16 protein-coding genes are annotated in these 17,950 nt (G+C 40.4%); 10 read left to right on the forward strand and 6 right to left on the reverse strand.

The features are described 5' to 3' along the window. Positions 1–37 precede the first annotated feature (37 nt). The 4 genes from DYH63_RS20380 to DYH63_RS20395 all read left to right on the forward strand — a co-directional run bounded on the left by DYH63_RS20380 (position 38) and on the right by DYH63_RS20395 (position 3,988). Positions 38–1,426 (forward strand): dipeptidase, encoded by a 1,389-nt coding sequence (locus tag DYH63_RS20380; protein ID WP_116790548.1) that lies wholly within the window; start codon positions 38–40, stop codon positions 1,424–1,426. A gap of 368 nt (positions 1,427–1,794) precedes the next feature. Continuing rightward, positions 1,795–2,268 carry a WG repeat-containing protein gene (locus DYH63_RS20385; protein WP_162927112.1) on the forward strand — a complete coding sequence of 158 codons (474 nt, stop codon included), beginning with the start codon at positions 1,795–1,797 and terminating at the stop codon, positions 2,266–2,268. After that, positions 2,269–2,814, forward strand: coding sequence for an RNA polymerase sigma factor (locus DYH63_RS20390; RefSeq protein WP_116790550.1), 546 nt, complete (start codon positions 2,269–2,271; stop codon positions 2,812–2,814). It begins immediately after the preceding gene. Beyond that, entirely contained in the window at positions 2,807–3,988 is a 1,182-nt protein-coding gene (locus DYH63_RS20395) for an energy transducer TonB (protein ID WP_116790551.1), read from the forward strand. The genes DYH63_RS20390 and DYH63_RS20395 overlap by 8 nt, the downstream gene beginning before the upstream one ends. A gap of 175 nt (positions 3,989–4,163) precedes the next feature. On the opposite strand, the gene DYH63_RS20400 is transcribed toward DYH63_RS20395, so the two are convergent. After that, a complete protein-coding gene (locus DYH63_RS20400) occupies positions 4,164–4,952 on the reverse strand; it encodes a hypothetical protein (protein ID WP_116790552.1) in 789 nt (262 codons plus the stop codon). Between the two features lie 129 nt (positions 4,953–5,081). Between DYH63_RS20400 and DYH63_RS20405 the strand changes: the two genes are divergently transcribed. From DYH63_RS20405 to DYH63_RS20425, 5 genes are all read left to right on the forward strand, one after another. Further along, positions 5,082–5,453: a BlaI/MecI/CopY family transcriptional regulator gene (locus tag DYH63_RS20405; RefSeq protein WP_116790553.1), complete on the forward strand. Its 372-nt coding sequence runs from the start codon at positions 5,082–5,084 to the stop codon at positions 5,451–5,453. Beyond that, positions 5,450–7,231, forward strand: a complete 1,782-nt coding sequence (locus tag DYH63_RS20410; protein WP_116790554.1) for a M56 family metallopeptidase — start codon at positions 5,450–5,452, stop codon at positions 7,229–7,231. The genes DYH63_RS20405 and DYH63_RS20410 overlap by 4 nt, the downstream gene beginning before the upstream one ends. A gap of 12 nt (positions 7,232–7,243) precedes the next feature. Next, positions 7,244–8,467 carry a M56 family metallopeptidase gene (locus DYH63_RS20415; protein ID WP_116790555.1) on the forward strand — a complete coding sequence of 408 codons (1,224 nt, stop codon included), beginning with the start codon at positions 7,244–7,246 and terminating at the stop codon, positions 8,465–8,467. Between the two features lie 189 nt (positions 8,468–8,656). Continuing rightward, the gene (locus tag DYH63_RS20420; RefSeq protein ID WP_116790556.1) at positions 8,657–10,189 is read left to right on the forward strand and encodes a S1C family serine protease; all 1,533 of its coding nucleotides are present in this window, start codon (positions 8,657–8,659) and stop codon (positions 10,187–10,189) included. Between the two features lie 193 nt (positions 10,190–10,382). Next, the gene (locus DYH63_RS20425) at positions 10,383–11,483 is read left to right on the forward strand and encodes a DUF4407 domain-containing protein (RefSeq protein ID WP_116790557.1); all 1,101 of its coding nucleotides are present in this window, start codon (positions 10,383–10,385) and stop codon (positions 11,481–11,483) included. 97 nt (positions 11,484–11,580) lie between these two features. On the opposite strand, the gene rlmN is transcribed toward DYH63_RS20425, so the two are convergent. Further along, on the reverse strand, positions 11,581–12,633 hold the full coding sequence (gene rlmN, locus DYH63_RS20430; protein WP_116790558.1) for a dual-specificity RNA methyltransferase RlmN: 1,053 nt from the start codon (positions 12,631–12,633) through the stop codon (positions 11,581–11,583). Positions 12,634–12,841: 208 nt separating this feature from the next. Further along, on the reverse strand, positions 12,842–15,100 hold the full coding sequence (locus DYH63_RS20435) for a T9SS type A sorting domain-containing protein (RefSeq protein WP_116790559.1): 2,259 nt from the start codon (positions 15,098–15,100) through the stop codon (positions 12,842–12,844). 139 nt (positions 15,101–15,239) lie between these two features. Here DYH63_RS20435 and DYH63_RS20440 point away from each other — a divergent pair, with 139 nt between their 5' ends. Then, positions 15,240–15,881 (forward strand): O-methyltransferase, encoded by a 642-nt coding sequence (locus tag DYH63_RS20440; RefSeq protein WP_116790560.1) that lies wholly within the window; start codon positions 15,240–15,242, stop codon positions 15,879–15,881. On the opposite strand, the gene DYH63_RS20445 is transcribed toward DYH63_RS20440, so the two are convergent. The 3 genes from DYH63_RS20445 to DYH63_RS20455 all read right to left on the reverse strand — a co-directional run bounded on the left by DYH63_RS20445 (position 15,840) and on the right by DYH63_RS20455 (position 17,913). Then, on the reverse strand, positions 15,840–16,451 hold the full coding sequence (locus DYH63_RS20445; protein WP_116790561.1) for a phosphatase PAP2 family protein: 612 nt from the start codon (positions 16,449–16,451) through the stop codon (positions 15,840–15,842). The two genes, DYH63_RS20440 and DYH63_RS20445, sit on opposite strands and share 42 nt — an antisense overlap. A gap of 1 nt (position 16,452) precedes the next feature. After that, entirely contained in the window at positions 16,453–16,746 is a 294-nt protein-coding gene (locus DYH63_RS20450) for a Sec-independent protein translocase subunit TatA/TatB (protein WP_116790562.1), read from the reverse strand. Positions 16,747–16,899: 153 nt separating this feature from the next. Next, the gene (locus DYH63_RS20455; RefSeq protein WP_116790563.1) at positions 16,900–17,913 is read right to left on the reverse strand and encodes a T9SS type A sorting domain-containing protein; all 1,014 of its coding nucleotides are present in this window, start codon (positions 17,911–17,913) and stop codon (positions 16,900–16,902) included. Between the last annotated feature and the right edge of the window lie 37 nt (positions 17,914–17,950).

Genomic DNA, 17,950 nt, shown 5'->3' on the forward strand with positions numbered 1-17,950 from the left:
GTAAATTTGGCTTCCAATCGTATATATCTAATAATAAATGGATAACATAAAAAATTATGTCGGTCAAAATAAAGACCGGTTTATAAACGAACTTATAGAATTGCTTAAAATACCATCGGTTAGTGCTGATAGCGCCTACAGCCAGGATGTGGTTAACACTGCTGATGCTGTGTTGGCCAGCCTTAAAGCTGCCGGCTGCGACCATGTAGAACTTTGCGAAACGCCGGGCTACCCTATAGTATATGGCGAAAAAAACATCAACCCGGCACTGCCTACCATATTAGTATATGGCCATTATGATGTGCAGCCTGCCGATCCTATAAACCTGTGGACATCGCCACCGTTTGAACCTGTTATTAAAAAAACAGAACTGCACCCTGATGGAGCCATCTTTGCCCGTGGCGCATGCGATGATAAAGGCCAGATGTACATGCATGTAAAAGCCCTTGAATATATGGTGCAGAATGGCAACCTGCCCTGCAACGTTAAGTTTATGATTGAAGGTGAAGAAGAGGTGGGTTCGCCAAGCCTTGCATGGTTTGTAGAACGCAACCAGGCAAAGCTTAAAAACGACGTGATCCTGATATCTGACACCGGTATGATAAGTAACACCCAGCCTTCTATAACTACCGGCCTGCGCGGCCTTAGCTATGTAGAGGTTGAGGTTACCGGCCCTAACCGCGACCTGCATTCAGGCTTATACGGTGGTGCTGTGGCTAACCCTATAAACATACTGGCAAAGATGATTGCCGGCCTGCACGACGAAAACAACCACATTACCATACCGGGTTTCTACGATAAAGTTGAAGAACTGAGCCGTGAGGAGCGCGACGAAATGGCAAAAGCACCTTTCTCTCTTGATGCTTACAAAAAGGCACTGGATATTGAAGATGTTTATGGTGAGGCAACTTATACTACTAACGAGCGGAACTCCATTCGCCCTACGCTTGACGTAAACGGTATTTGGGGTGGCTACACCGGAGAAGGTGCCAAGACGGTTATTGCCAGTAAGGCGTTTGCCAAAATATCTATGCGCCTGGTGCCTGCACAAGACTGGAGCGAAATAACCGAATTGTTTACCAAACATTTTACCGCTATAGCACCTAAGGGGGTAACGGTAAAAGTTACTCCGCATCACGGTGGGCAGGCTTATGTAACGCCTATAGACAGTATAGGCTACCAGGCTGCTGCTAAAGCGTATGAAGAGAGCTTTGGCATTAAGCCAATACCGGTGCGCAGTGGTGGCAGTATACCAATAGTGGCGTTGTTTGAAAAAGAGCTGAAAAGTAAAACCATCATGATGGGCTTTGGGCTGGACAGCGATGCAATACACTCGCCTAACGAGCACTTTGGTATTTTTAATTACCTGAAAGGAATTGAAACAATACCATTGTTCTATAAATATTTTACTGAGCTTTCTAAATAGTTATTGATTGCTGGTTTCTCGACAAGATAGCCATAAGATACCGCAGAGATTCCCTGAGACACCCCAGAGTCTCGCAGAAAAAAAGAGGTAACACCCTCGGTGTAAGAACACAGAGCGTTTGTATGCTGTCTCCGCACAACTCTGTGATCTCGCTCTGTAAGCGCAATCTCAATTTGCTCTGAGAATCTCCGGGCTTACTCTGGGTATCTCTGCGGTATGGCTTTTAAGTGAAGCTCCTGACAACTGGCAGCCATCAACTGCTAACCAATAAAAAAATCTGCTCTATGAAGGCAGATTTTTTTATACCCGTTCCAACCCTTTTTTAACCACCTGCATCTTTATAAGAAATGAACCTTAAAACCATTATCATGAAAAAGATGCTCAGCCTTTTGCTTTTAGTTGTATCATTGTATACACAGGCACAAACTATAAACGCAACCAACGATGTTACACAGCCGAAGTGGATAAAAACCGTTTCGCATGAAGGTATGGGGTATTTAAATGCCAACGGCGATGTGTTGCTGAACCCGGTGTATGAGGAGCTACGCCCTTTTGGCGAATTAAAGCCTGAAGTAGCTATAATTGTACAGGATGGCAAAAGCGGACTGATAAACCGCAACGGAGAAATTATTGCCGAGCCTGACTACGACAGTATAACCACAGCCGATGCATTTAATAAAGACTGGCTGATGGTAAGCATTGATGAAGAATTTGGGATGATAAACCTTCATGGTAAAATAGTGGTGCCTATAGTATACGATGAACTTATTCCGGCAGAGCAGGTGCTAATGCCCGAAGTTATAGAATATAACATAAATGATAAAGTGATACGCTCTAAGTAAATGACCGAAGCCCAGCTTATTTCCGGCTGCCAGCAGCAGGATCGCAAAACCCAGCACCAGGTGTACAGCACATTTGGCGCTAAGGTATTGGGTATATGTAAACGGTATATGAAAGACAGGGAAAGGGCAGAAGAAATGGCAATGAACACTTTTCTTACGGTGTTTCAAAAAATAGGGCAGTATAAAAGTGAGGGAAGTTTTGAGGGCTGGATATTGCGCATTGCCGTAAACTGTTGCCTGATGGAATTGCGTAAAAAGACAAATTTCACGAATGAGGTTACACCCGAAAATATAGCATTGCCGGATAATTCTGCTACAGATACTATAGTACTGGAAGGCGACATTGAGCAAATGCTGAAAATACTGCCTGAAGGTGCACGTATTGTATTTAACCTGTATGCAATAGAGGGTTACAAACACACAGAAATAGCCCAAGAGTTGGGTATAAGCGAAGGTACCAGCAAGAGCCAGCTAAATTATGCCCGTGAAAAGTTAAAGAAAGCCTTTTTTAGTACCCACTCCCCTAAAACACAAAGCCATGGATAATAACCAGGTCGACAAATATTTTAAAGAAAACAGCCACCGGTTTGACGAACAGCCGGGTGCCGACCTATGGGCTAAAATTGAAGCTGGTCTGGATGTTGCTCCTGTGGCAACTAAGACTACGGGCAAAGGCAGATTGTTTACAGGCAAGGGATTACTGTTGTTAGTGTCAGGGATAGTACTGATAGGAGTGTTGGTTGTGTTTTTTATGCCGACCAAACTCGATATAGAGATTAATAAAAACCTGCCGGAGGTGCAGCCGCAGGAAACCGTAGTGGCAGTTCAGGATACGGTAAGTACAGTAAAAGATACCCTTAAAGAGCATTGTGTAATAACAGGTCCTGAAAAAGCAATGAAGAGCGAGGTAGACGTTTTAGAGGCAGCTCCTGTTACCGAAACAGATTCTATTATTATGACCAATGTTACTGTTGCGAACCAAAAGCCTGTGCAAACAGTAGCGCCTCTGCAGCGCAAAATAAGGGTAAGCGTACAGGAAAGTGCAAAGCGCACGGTTATTACTATTCGCGAAAAAATATCGCAGCAAAAATTTGATAGTATAACAGCTGCAAGCCTTGAACAGTATAAACATAAAGCAGGTATGCAGCTTATTATAAAGAGCGTGCAGGGGTATGTATACCGTTATACGTTTCCGGCAGCCGAAAAACTTTTAGTTAGGGGTAGCGTAGCAGACACGATAAAACCACGTATAAATAATCCCAAAATGCAACTTGAGGCAGTGTTAATACGTAAGCCTGTTGGCGAAAGCCTGGCAACAGATAGTGTATCCTTCACGCCAAAATATGATTCTGTTACTGATACATATTATGTGCAGTATGGCAGGCAGGACGTCGTACGTCAGGAGCCGGTACATATTACACAACTCACGGTACAGCCAGAATTTCCCGGTGGTGTTACTGAGCTTCTTAGCTTTATAAACAAAACATTCAGATATCCGCAGATAGGCAAAGAGTTAAATGCCAAAGTGCATGTTTCCTTTATTATAGAAACAGACGGTAGTATTTCAAACATCAAAGTTTTAAAAGATCCCGGCTATGGCCTGGGGGCCGAGGCGGTACGCGTACTTAAACAGCTTACTACAAAATGGAAGCCGGGAGAGGTAAAAGGTAAAGCAGTGCGTACAGCATACTTTATGCCGATAACCGTAAAAATAAAATAAGCATCAAGTTTCATTATAACAAATGGCTGTCTTATAAGTACTTTGATAAACATTTTTGTCATCCTGACGAAGGAAGGATCTCATGTAAATCAGCCAATTGAGATTCTTCATTCTGCTGCGCTACATTCAGAATGACACTTTTTATACAGCCTTATTTTTTAGTTGTATTGGTCTATTACTTATAAGTAACCGTGGTATATCCAAATCCGATATTAAAATCAGGATATTTTTTTACCTGGTGCAGTGCCGGTTCGTTTATAGTTTGCCAACCACCCTCTTTGTAGTTTGGGTCTTTATAAAATGTAGTAGTACCTTTAGGTGCCGGTGTAAGCGGGAAGTTAGGCTGGCACCATTCCATCCATTTCTTTTCTTTCCCATTGTCGTCTTTATCTTTATAAACAATAAAGTCTCTGTCGTGGTTCAGGTTACCCGCTGCATCACATCTGCCAAGTATTGTAAGCTGTACAAAAACACCTTCTTGTGGTAGGGCAGCTTCATTGTTTAGCTTTATATCAAAACGCTTATTGTTTTCTTCATTATTTACAATTGCAGTCTGCTCAAGGCCTTCAATTTTATCTCCGGGTTTACCATTATCATTGGCCAGTAACTCAATTTTTACAAGTGTGTGGTATTCAATTCGTTCAAAAGTACCCGGTCTTCCTTCTGCTTCAAAAGCAATTTTTATAAGTGGCAGCGTTATTGCATACAGTGCCGAATTTTCTTTTTCAGGTGTTACAAGAAATGCGTATTCCATGCCAATGCTTGACATAAACATGGCACTGTTTTTTTGGTGTGTTACTGGTTTTACAACATTTTCCTTGCGCTTTCCGGTACGGTTTATTTGCACTTCGCTTAAGGTTACAGGCTTTAAGGTGGTCTCAGTAACTGTATTCTGGGCAATGTCATGGTGCTGCTGAGCAAAGCCGGCTGTGCCTAAAAGTAGTAGTATAGCAAGTTGTTTCATAAGTATTGGATTGATTTATAATGATAAAGATAAAAATTTTGTTAAATGTTTCAAAAAAAATATCTGTACATATTGCTGTGTGAATTTTTATTCTACATTTGTAGAAACAATTCTAATTTTGTAGAACAAATGCAACTTACCAAAACAGAAGAACAGTTAATGCAAATTTTATGGAAGCAGGAAAAAGCTTTTATGAAAGATCTTATAGATGCCTTTCCAGACCCCAAACCAGCTGCAACCACCGTGGCTACATTATTAAAGCGCATGACCGAAAAAGGCTTTGTAGGGTATAAGGAGTATGGCAAGAGCCGTGAGTATTTTCCTAAGGTAGATAAGTCAGCTTATTTTTCTAAACAGGTAAATGTAATGATAAAAAGTTTCTTTAATAATTCGGCTTCTCAATTTGCTTCTTTCTTTACCAAAGAGGCTGATATGAGCAAAACCGAGCTCGAAGAACTCCGTAAAATTATTGACACAGAAATTCAAAAGAAAAAGCAATGACAGCCTTTTTATTAAAATCTGCACTTACCATGGCTATTTTGCTGGCGGTATATCATGTTTTTTTATCGAAAGAAAAAATGCACCGTTTTAAACGTTTTTACCTTCTTGGTGCATTAATGTTGTCTTTATGTGTGCCGTTTATAACTATTCCGGTTTATGTTGAGGTAGTGCAGCAACTTCCTGTAGAAACACCAATGGTTATAAATATGCCCAATGGTACACCGGGAGCCGAGGCTTTTGTTACTGCAGTTCCTCAGGAACCTGCGGTAGATTACTGGCCCTATTTGTTTATTTCTGTTTATTTATTAATAACATTAATTCTGGGCGCCAGGTTTATCTCAAACATAGCAAGGTTATACAGTCTTAAAAAATATAATTCGGTACAACCTTATAAAGATGCTACGCTAGTATTACTAGATATACCTGTGCAGCCCCATTCATTTTTGAGTACCATTTATCTTAACCGCCTTGAATATGAATCCGGTCAAATAACCCCAGAGGTTTTTACCCATGAGCTTACCCATGTAAGGCAAAAACATACGCTTGATATTCTGTTTGTTGAAGTGCTTAAAACGCTGTTTTGGTTTAATCCGCTTTTGTATATGTACAAGCATGCCATACAGCTAAACCATGAGTTTCTGGCCGATGAACGAACCATAAACCAATTTTGTAATATACCAACCTACCAAAAAATGCTGCTGGACAAGGCGATGCCTTATACGCCTTATGCCCTGGCCAGCAGCATTAATTTTAATGTAACTAAAAAACGTTTTATTATGATGACCAAAACCACCACCAAGACCAAAGGCCTTATTTTAAAACTGGCCGTATTGCCTATTATTGGCGGTACAATTTATGCACTAAGTACTAAAACTGTGGCGCAGCAGGTGCCTGCAAAAGGTAAAACGGCTGTAGAAGCATTAGCATCGGCTAGCCTTAAAGATTCTGCCGACTATAAAAAGAAACGCGATGCTTATTACAGCGGTGTAAAAGTACTCATAGACGACCAGGCTGATAATGTGTATATTGATAAGCCGTTTGAGGAATTAACCGAAAAAGAGAAAACACGCTTTTATTTTAATGTTCCAGACGGATACCCGATGAATTATCTTTCCGGAGCTGATTATAAAAAGCTGCAGGACAAAAAAGGATATTATGTTGAGGTAGACGGAAACCCGATTGATAATGCTGATTTAAAGAAGCATACGGCAGAAGAGTTTGTATATCATACTGTTATTATAAAAGCAAAAGAATCGCTAACAAAAGAGCGTCCGCAGATATTTGAATATTACCTGTATACATTGCCCTACTATAACAAGCATTTTAAAAATAGGGAGCTTACACATTATCCTGATACCATTTATAAAATAAGTATTCTTAAGGTATATAAAGATGATAAGGTTGTGGCTGCGGCAAAGCCTAAAAAATTTAGCAGTGTAAATGCTGCCATGAAATATCTTAATGAAAAAGAAGCATATAATTATACCGATGTTGATAAAATGCCACAATACCCGGGAGGTATACAGAAATTTAAAGGGCTTATAGCTGATAATTTTAAAATGCCTGCATCGGCTAACAAAGAGATATCGGTGTATTACCTTAATGTAGTTATCAGCAAGGATGGTACGCTAAGCCACGCTAAGGTGCTTAATGCCGATGATGCTGGTACTAACGACGAAATACTAAGGATACTTAAAATGTCGGCCAAATGGAAGCCCGGAATTTTAAAGGGCAAACCGGTAACTACAAGTTATACGTTACCTGTACAAATTAACTAAAAGCTTACTGCCATGGTAACATTTCTTTTAAAATCAACAATTGCAATGGCTGTGCTGTTTGGTATTTACCACTTGTTCCTGGAAAAAGAAAAAATGCACCGCTTTAACCGCTTTTATCTTTTAGGGGCGTTAGTGTTTTCGCTCATATTACCCTTTGTAAGCATACAAGATATGCCTGGTTTATATAGTGCAGAGCTGCCGGAATTGATTCTGACAGATAAAGCAGATGCGGAAACAGGCCATACAGCTGGTTGGTACATTGCTGTTGTTGCGGTCTATGCTTTGGTCGCGTTACTGTTTTTGGTGCGTTTTATATCAGGGATACGGGCGTTTTACAAAACATCATACATTAATAAGGTAGTAAAAAAGTATAGGTACATATTTGTGCTTGTTGATGGTTTACCACTGCCTTATACATTTGCTAATATGGTGTTTGTAAACCGTAGTGAGTATGAACATAATGCCATACCAGAGCAACTATTTATACACGAGTTGGCTCATGCCAGGCAGTGGCATACGCTTGATGTTGTATTTATTGAAATATTAAAAATGGTATTTTGGTTTAACCCGTTGCTCTACTTTTATAAAAGAGCGATGCAGCTAAATCATGAGTTTCTTGCAGACCAGGCCGTTGTGCAGCAAGGTAACGATACCCTACAATACTTGGAGTTATTGCTCGAAAAAGCATCTTATAAAACCAATGTGAAATTAGCCCACAATCTGAATTTTTTAATAACCAAAAAAAGACTCGACATGATTACAAAAACTTCAAATCCGATTAAAAAAATCATTAAACAGATGGCTGTACTGCCGCTTGCTATAGCAATGATATTTGTTTCCTGCGCTGATGACAATACTGATACAAAGAGTACTGAGGTGCAAAAAATAGCCAAAGATAATACTGAGCAAAATGGTGAAGTTTACAATTTAGATGCGTTGCAAAAGCAACCTGAGTTTCCCGGCGGGATATCATCATTCATGGGTACGATACAAAAATCTTTTGCAATGCCGGAGATTGACAAAGATCTTACTGCAAAAATATATTTATCATTTGTAATAGAAACAAATGGTGAAATTACCAATATAAAAGTGATTAAAGATCCGGGTTACGGCTTGGGTGAAGAGGCTGCACGGGCGCTTAGTTCAATAGAAAAGAAATGGCAGCCTGGAGAGTTAAATGGTGTACCCGTACGTACTTCTTTTACTCTGCCCATTACTATAAACATAAAAAATTAATTTGAGCGTAGTTTATTTAATATTAGAATCCGTCTTAGTTAAGGCGGATTTTCCTGTTAAAAAGCTGTTATCTAATATGTTAACTGGATGATTGTTTTTTGTTAAATTTTGTTAAAAATATATAATTATAGTAATATTGTTTTTGTTATTAAATTATATATTTGCGTTTTAACAATAATAAACCAATCAATGAAGAACTTTACTAAGAAGCTGGTGCTAATGTTAACCATCTCGGTTTTATTTACCAGCTGTGCATCAATTTTAAATGGTAAGTATCAAAAGGTTAAGGTACATACACCATCTGCCGATTCAAAAGTATATGTTAATGACGAATTACAGGGTACTGGTAAAACGGTTATTACAAAAATGAAGCGTGATGTAAGCGTTAAGCAGATAAAGATAGAAAGAGAAGGCTATAAGCCAGCCTACGTTATTCATTACCAGAATAGGAAATCTGCACTTCACATCTTGTCGTGGGTACCTTTTGGGATACTTTTTTATCCTCCGTTTCTTGATTATGGACCTAAATCATTTAACTACCCTAAAGAAGTAAGCGGTGGTAAGGATATGATGGAAATTCATAAAAGAGCAGAGAACGAAAAATATGTATACCTTAAAAATACAGCATTTGATGTAAAAAAAGAGGATATTAAATTTACGGCTATTAAGCACAAAAACCAAAAGAAGAAAAACGATAAATATAAGAAAAAGACAAATTCTGAAGAAGATATTAAGTTTGACAACTCTATATTTAGCGAAGCAGTTTCTGAGGTTCTTAAAAAAAATAATTACAGCGATACAACTAACACTATTTTTAAGAGTAATACAAACTCGCTTAATATAAGCGCGAAAGTTAAAAAACTTCAGATTGATAATGTTTACTCGGTTTCTGCTAAGAATCTTATGCAGTTTCTAATCTCAAAACTTGAAATTGAATGGGAAATGTATGATGTTTATGGCCAGTCTAAATACAAGCATACATTTAAATCAGAGTCTGGAGAGTTTGCTATTGATTTTAAAGGACGTGACTTTGCAATGAAATCGAGTATGGAAGATGCCATATCTTCTTCATTCTATGCGTTTATGGACTCTAACGAGGTACAGAAATTTATTAAGCAGCAGGAAGCAAAAGAGGTAAAATTTGAGTCACTTAAGCTTGTTAAACCGGCTCTGGTAACCTCTATAGAAGATGCTATGGATGCAACAGTTACAATTAAGGTTAAAGAGGGGCATGGTAGTGGTTGTTTTGTATCTACAGACGGTTACATAGTTACTAATTTCCATGTGGTGGCTGCTTCAGATAAAATTACTGTAATTACTAAAGATGGTAAAGAGTATCCGGCTAAAATAATACGCCAAAACGAGTATTCAGACCTGGCTCTTATAAAAATAGAGGCTACCAGTAAATATGCGTTTACGCTTCCGGCAGATAAAAATTATAAAATAGGTGAAGACATATTTGCTATCGGAACTCCAAAATCTGTAGAACTTGGCCAGTCATTGACTAAAGGTATAATATCAGGTTTCCGTACTTTTGAAAAAAATAACATGATACAAACAGATGCAAGTGTAAACGGTGGTAACAGCGGCGGTGCGCTTGTTAATAAAAGTGGTACTTTCCTGGGGGTTGTAAATGCTAAGGTTTATGGCTTAGGTGTAGAAGGCCTTGGTTTTTCTATTCCGGCAGAAACTATTGCTAAAGATCTTAATATCGGATATTAGTTAATTGTCAGATTATCCTGAGTAACAAAAAGAAATAAAAAAGATCCGCTCCTGTTAAGGGGCGGATTTTTTTTTAAGCCAAAACATATCAGCCGGTTACAACAATCGTACTAAAAAACACGTTATCTTTGCAGTAATCAATCGTGCCCTCATCAGGCATTAATAATTATCATCATCAAAAACGAAGTGAATCATGTTGAAACAATTTTTTATCACCTGCTCCGGGGCCGATAAGCAGCTTATCTACTCCTGTTCTAACGGAGAACAAAACAAGTATGCCGGTATAGGCGCCACCGTTTTCTTTACTGCATTGCTCGCCTGGATAGCATCTTCCTATGCGCTGTATACCGTGTTTGACAATGTATATACAGCCACCTTTTTCGGGTTGGTTTGGGGCTTGCTTATTTTTAACCTCGACCGTTTTATAGTATCAACCATCCGCAAGCGCGATAGGTTTAGTTCAGAGCTTTTGCAGGCTACACCGCGCATTATACTGGCAGTTATTATTGCCATTGTAATTTCTAAGCCGCTTGAAATAAAGATATTCGAGAAAGAAATTAATGCCCAACTGCTTAAGGAAAAGAATGAAATGGCCATTGCCAATAAAAAGCAGGTAGCTACTTTCTTTAAAACAGATCTTGACAAAAATAAAGCCCAAACCGATAGCCTGCGTAGTGAGATAAACAAAAAGGATAAAGAGGTTAAGTCGCTTTATAACTCCTATATTACCGAAGCCGAAGGTTCTGCCGGTACTAAGAAAATGGGTAAAGGCCCTATTTATAAAGAAAAGCGCGATAAGCACGATGCTGCCCTTAAAGAGCTCGATAGCCTTAAGAAACGTAACGAAGCCAAAATAGCTGAAAATGAAAAAGCAGGTAAAACCCTGCAAACTGACCTTGATAAAAAGGTAGCCGATACACAACCGGTTATTGAAGGTTTTGACGGACTTATGGCCCGCATAAATGCGCTGAACAAGCTGCCGTTTTTACCATCGCTGTTTATTATGCTGCTTTTCTTAGCCATAGAAACATCGCCTATTATTGCCAAGCTGCTTTCGCCAAAAGGGGAGTATGATTTTAAGCTTGAGGATAATGAGGCTGCGGTACGCACTAACCTGGCACAAAATACCCACCAGCGAGAACTGCTGCAAAGCACCGATGCCGGTATTTATGATGATGTATATGCCGAGATACGCAACGATCGCGGACTTTATGACTACAAGAAAAAGAAAGCCATCGAAATGCTGGAGTTGCAAGCCGACCGTTTTAGCGAAAAGCAAAAAGGGGTAATGTAATGCAAATCGAAGATTTGCGACTAAAAAATGTTTAGGGTTTAGAGTTTGTTGTTCAGGTTGTTTACAGAACTACAAACTCTAAACCATGAACAACAAACTATTGAGCAGATTCATTCTTATTTGCCAGCTGCCCGCAGGCGGCATCAATATCCTTACCACGGCTGCGGCGCACTTTTGCCACAATATCATTACGCTCTAAGGCGCGAATGTAGGCATCTATTGTTTCGGCGTCAGCCTGCTGAAACTCGCCGTCATCAATAGGGTTATATTCGATAAGGTTTACTTTGCAGGGCACATATTTGCAAAATTTTACAAAAGCATCAATATCTACCTTACGGTCGTTAATGCCTTTCCATACCACGTACTCATAAGTAACGCGGCTTTTAGTTTTGCTATACCAGTACTCTAAAGATTCGCGCAGGTCTTTCAGCGGAAAGTTTTCGCTAAACGGCATGATCTTGCTGCGCACTTCATCAATAGCAGAGTGCAGTGATACTGCAAGCTTAAATTTCACCTCGTCATCGGCCAGTTTCTTTATCATCTTTGGTAACCCTGATGTAGAAACCGTAATACGCTTGGCGCTCATGCCAAGCCCTTCCGGAGAGGTAATTTTTTCTATCGCCTTTAATACATTATTATAGTTCATAAGCGGTTCGCCCATGCCCATAAATACAATATTACTCAGCGGGCGGTTATGGTACAGGCGGCTTTCTGCATCTATGGCAGCTACCTGGTCATAAATTTCGTCGGGGTTAAGGTTGCGCATGCGCTTAAGGCGTGCAGTGGCACAAAAGTTACAGTCAAGGCTGCAACCCACCTGGCTCGATACACAGGCTGTTGTGCGGGTTTCGGTAGGTATAAGCACGCTTTCTACCACCAGGCCATCGTGCAGGCGTACCGCATTTTTTACAGTACCATCGGTACTTTGCTGCATCTCATCTACATGAATGTGGTTAATTACAAAATTATCCTCCAGCATCTGGCGGGTAGTTTTGCCGATACTAGTCATGTCTTCAAATTTATGCGCACGCTTTTGCCACAACCACTCATATACCTGGTTGCCACGGAAAGCCTTGTCTCCATTTGCTACAAAAAAATCGCGTAACTGGTCTTTTGTAAGCGCCCTAATATCTCTTTTCTCCGTTTGCATGGCGCAAAGGTAGTAAGTATTTAGCAAACATTATAATACCGTGTTGCTTTCGCCCATGCAAACGGATTATAAAAAAATAAGCCACGAATTACGCTAATTTCACAGACTTGTGTAATTGGAGAAATTCGTGGCGAAAATTCTAATAAATGTTATGTACTTCCTATGGTCGATAACACGGAAATTCTCTGTGTAACAGCTATAAGGCTACTTACTGCTTAAGCAATTTAAATACAGCAGTTTTACCGTTGGTGTCTGCAATCTTTAAAAGATAAATGCCTGTAGCATTACCGCTAAGGTTAATAGAGGCGTTTGTGCCGTTTATGCTTCCGTGGCCTACTTCCTGCCCAAGCGCATTGTAAATGCTGTAAGCGGGTGCCATGCCAGATGTATTGTTTATCTTAAAAATACCTGCTGATGGGTTAGGGTAAACGCTTATTGCGTTTTGCAATTCGTGTCCTGCTGTAGCTAAAGCATTCTTTAGCGTAAAGGTAACCGCATCTGAAGACCCAAAGCTGCCTCCGCGGGCTATTTCAGTGCCATTTGCGGTAGTAAGCCTGTAACTTCCGTTACCGTATGAACAGCATATACCATCATTTTCTTCATCATATATGGTAAAAGTGTAGCAGCCTTCGTTAGTAAGGTTAAAGGTTTCTGTAACGGTTTCAAAACCGGTATAACCTTCTCCATTGTATAATACTGTGCCTGTACCATCGGTAAGTTCCCAACTTGTTTCATTGCCATAACCATCTGTAGTAAGGGTAAAGTTAACATTGGTTACTTCATATTCTAATGCAACAAATGCTTGCGAGGCTGTGTTGTCTGCGGTATGTTCATCTGCAACCCCGTTAGGGTTAACAATTGTTACTGTAAAGTCGTTGTTGCCTACTTCTGTACCTACGCTGGTAAGGTTCACAATTTCGCTTTGCCCTGTGGCAAGGTTACCATTCCAGTAAATCACATTTCCCGGGGTATTGCCATTTACTGTGTAATGAATTTCTGCAATGGTAAGATTGTTTGTGCCCTTATTGGTAAGTCGTATTTGAGGCGCAAAATAACCTTCACATACTTCAAGGCGCAAATCTGTAATAGTAACTTTTGCATCAACGGCATATAACTGTGCCGGTGGGTAGTAATCTAACGTAAGCGCGCCTGTATTGGCAGGATCCAGCCAGTCGCTTAATCTTGTTGCTGCGGTAGTGCCGTTATCCCACGATTTGTCGAAACGCCCGTAAGCATCAAATTCGCCATTGTCACTGGTACCATCACAAGCAGAGTTTCCTCCGTACAGCTGGCCGCGCAGGCGGCCGTTATTGTCGTATAGGGGCGAGCCCGATGACCCACCTTCGGTAACGCCAAGGTCCCAGTCTTCGATTCTCCAAAAGTAATCTTCTGTAGCAAGCGGGCCAAAATCGCGACACGCTTTCATAATATCGCCCGCAGGGTGGTGTATACCAAAAACTGACTCCGGTGCTTCCGGTGTCCTGTCCCAGCCTGCATATATAAGATCCCAGGCAGATGGTATGTTTGCAGTTATTTGCAGTAAACAAAAATCGCTGTCAGCCTTACGTGCCTTTAATGTTGCACCACTTGTAGTCTGGTAAAAGTTTGGGGTATTGCTGGTGCTGTTTTCTGTACCGGCACATACCGGGTTAGGGCTAATCCAGTTAAAACGGAATGCCCATTGCGATGGGTTGCTGTAGCAGTGGTTAGCCGTTAAAAAGTATGGTGTGCCGTCATTAGCCGTGTTGTTTACAAGGCTTCCGGTACAAAAACCTGAATTATCTGTTATAATAAGCGCAACGGCTTTTTTATTAATGTCTTTAAGGCCATCGATATCGTCCATATAACAATCTACATCATAGTTACAGGCGCCTGATGTATTAAGGCCGTCATCCGGAGATTTTGTAAAGCCTTCATCCTGGGTGCGGTATCCGTGTACTACTTTGAATATTTCAAGTTTCCCTTGTCCGGCAACGGCTTTAGGCTCATAATATTCTATCCAGATGTCCTGGCCTTTTACCAGCCATGTACCCAGTACATGTTCAGGGTTGTTTTGTTTATCATCATAAGCACCCAGCAAGTCAGTATGCGCATTGTTATACAGGTACACATTAGCGCCCTGCGGCATATAGAAATCGCTGAATAAGAAGTTCATGGTTTTGGCTCCCGCCGATGTAAAGCGTATACGCCATATTCTGTCGCCATTAGGTAAATCTGTCCAGCTACCGGCATTGGCAAGGTTGTAGTCTACTAAAAATTCTTTACCAAAACGCCACGGCTTGTTTTTTCCTATGTCGTTTATGGCATCTTCAGCCTGAAGGGTTTTCAGGTCAAAAGCCGGCATTTCAATGGCAGCCGGTTTTTCTGCACCATTTAATTTCCAGCTTAATGGTTTGCCCTCATTGCTTACCTGCGCAAGCAGGCTAAAGGCAGAAAATAAAGTTATAAGCGTAATTTTATACTTCATGGGTTACTTTTTATGGCGGTAAAAGTAGTTTTTTTTGTTATAAATAAGTAAAGCTTATTGTGATATTGTTAAATAAAGGATTGTGTTGGATAAGATTGATAACCCCGTTCTTTATTACCTTTGCAAAAATATTTTTACGATGCACACCCTTTTTGAAGAATTTGAAGACTACGCAGCACGCCATAGTGCCGATGAACCTGAATTACTACAGGAACTTGACCGCGAAACCTACCAAAAAACATTGCAGCCGCGCATGATAAGCGGGCATTTTCAGGGGCGTGTGCTGAGCATGATAAGCAAGCTTGCCAACCCAAAGCATATTTTAGAGATAGGTACCTTTACCGGTTATGCTACGCTATGCCTTGCCGAAGGATTACAGGCAGGAGGGAGCATTGATACGCTTGATAATAATGAGGAACTGTTTAGCCTGCAAAAAAAATATTTTGATAAAAGCCAGTGGGCAGGGCAGATAACGCAGCATTTAGGAAATGCGCTGGATATTATCCCTACGCTGGATAAGAAGTTTGACCTTGTGTTTATAGATGCCGATAAGCCTAATTATCCTAATTACTGGAATGTGGTAGTACCCATGATGAACAAAGGCGGTATTATACTTTCTGACAACGTATTGTGGAGCGGAAAAGTGCTCGAGCCCTTAAAGCCAAACGATAAAAGCACCCGTATTTTATTAGAATACAATAAAATGGTAAAGGAAGACGTACGTACAGAAACCGTTTTACTACCTATTAGAGACGGGCTCACTGTTAGTAGGGTTGTCTAAATTTTCATGCTGAGGGAAGTAACGATCCCTTAAGTACACATAAAGCTTTAGGATAAGCCAGCCGGTAAACAGCCCGTAAAGGTAACCGCACAATATGTCGCCGGGGTAGTGCAGCCCAAGGTAAATGCGGCTGTATGCAAATATCAGCGGCCATAAAAAGAAAAAGCCAATATGCTTAAGGTAAGGATGCAATACTCGATACGTAAAAAATGCCACTGCCATAGAGTTGCTGGCATGACCTGATATAAAACTGAACGAATGCCTTTTTTGAACCGCCCTTATAATGCCTGCAATTTCAGGGTTATTACCGGGGCGTAAGCGTTGCACTGTATTTTTAATAAGGTTTGTAGTTTGGTCTGTAAATAATACAAGCAAAGCTATTAACCCTACTACCATTAGGGCATGTTTATAGCCAAGGCGTTTAAAAGCAAGGTAAAGCACCAATGCAAAAACAGGTATCCAGCTTATTTGTTTTGTAATTATGCCCCATACAGGATCCCAGGTTTCAGATCCAAAGCCGTTAAGCCATACAAAAAGTTCGCGGTCTAGTGCGCTTAGTTTTTCAAGCATATTATTTAATACGTTTTATAGGGCCGGACATATCTTCGATATCTTCTTTTACCTTGTCGATCTCATTCTTTATTTCATTGGTGGTGTCAGAATTGCCTATCTCGGTAAACGATTTTTTAATACCGTCTATATCGGCACTTTTATGAATCTCGCTTTTAATATCGTTAGTGGCATTTTTAAGCTGCTGCATACCTTTGCCCAGTGTGCGTGCAATTTCAGGAATTTTATCGCTCCCAAAAAGCATTAGCGCCACAAGGACAATTAAAAACATTTCGCCGCCTCCTATTCCAAACATAATCAAAAAATTTAATACACAAAGTTAATTATAAATACGTGTTAATGGCAGATTAGGATGTTGTTTTAATGTTTTTTTAAGCGTGTTGGAGTTTAAAATAAGAAGCCCATCCGTATTAAAGGATGGGCTTAAATTATTTTCGGGTAAAAAAGATTACTGTTTTACCACCTTTTGGGTTAGCGTTCCTGAAGCTGTTTGCGCCGAAACAAAGTACACACCGCAGTTTAAGTGGGCTATGTTAATATCGTTTCCTTTAGCACTAAGCACATTTCTGCCGGCGGCATCAGTAATGATAACATCAGTAATATCTGTATTGCCGGTAAAGTGTAGTACATTATTAACAGGGTTTGGCGCTATGCTGATTTTTAAGGCAGTAAAGTTTTCTGACGACAATGTCAAGTCATAATAGCTTTCTATAGACTGCTGCGTTTCATTTACGCCCAATGTTGCGCTGTTTACTGTTGCTGTAAGTGTCCTGAATACAGGGCCGGTAGTAAGACCTTCGTTATAGTAGCTATACATTACCTGATGTAGCGTAGCCAATGGTATAGGTATACCCGCTAAGTACAGGTTAAGGTCCTGCTCTATTTTAAGGCGTGTTACTGATATTACAATTGGCATACCTGCCGAAAAGTAGGTTATAATGCCATAAGCATCTACAGATGTTGTAGCATCGCCGGAAAAAGTACCTGTTATGGCTGTATCGTTTAGGTTACCGGAAAAAGTACCCGCAACGGTATCATCTGTTGCAGTTGCTCCAAAAGATTTAGGGAACGTACCCAGGTTAAGGTTATTGGTGCTGTAATTTAACAGCATTCCTGATGCGGTAGCTGCCGTAACACCTACCTGCCCGTTTACAGCATTGGCAAGGAAAAACTGTGTGGTGGCAAAATCGCCTGTGGTTTCTACCACAGATGTTGTTCCCGGGTATGCTGTTGACTGTTCTGTTGTTGCAGCAAGAACAGATGTATGGGAGTTACCATAATTGCTAAGGCCGGGAAAAGTCCATGAGGCATCTGCGCCTGTAGGCGTTTCATTTATTGCAGGGTCAGATTCTGCAAGGTAATAGTCTGTAACGCCGGTGCTAACCGTGTAAAATGAGTTTACCGTTTGTGCAGATGCGCCTACGGCTGCCAGTAATAAGGCCGAAAGTAATGTTTTTTTCATATTAGGTTTTTTTCAAAAGTAGCGATAAATCGCTTAG

Source organism: Flavobacterium psychrotrophum, from assembly GCF_003403075.1.
Lineage (GTDB): Bacteria > Bacteroidota > Bacteroidia > Flavobacteriales > Flavobacteriaceae > Flavobacterium > Flavobacterium psychrotrophum.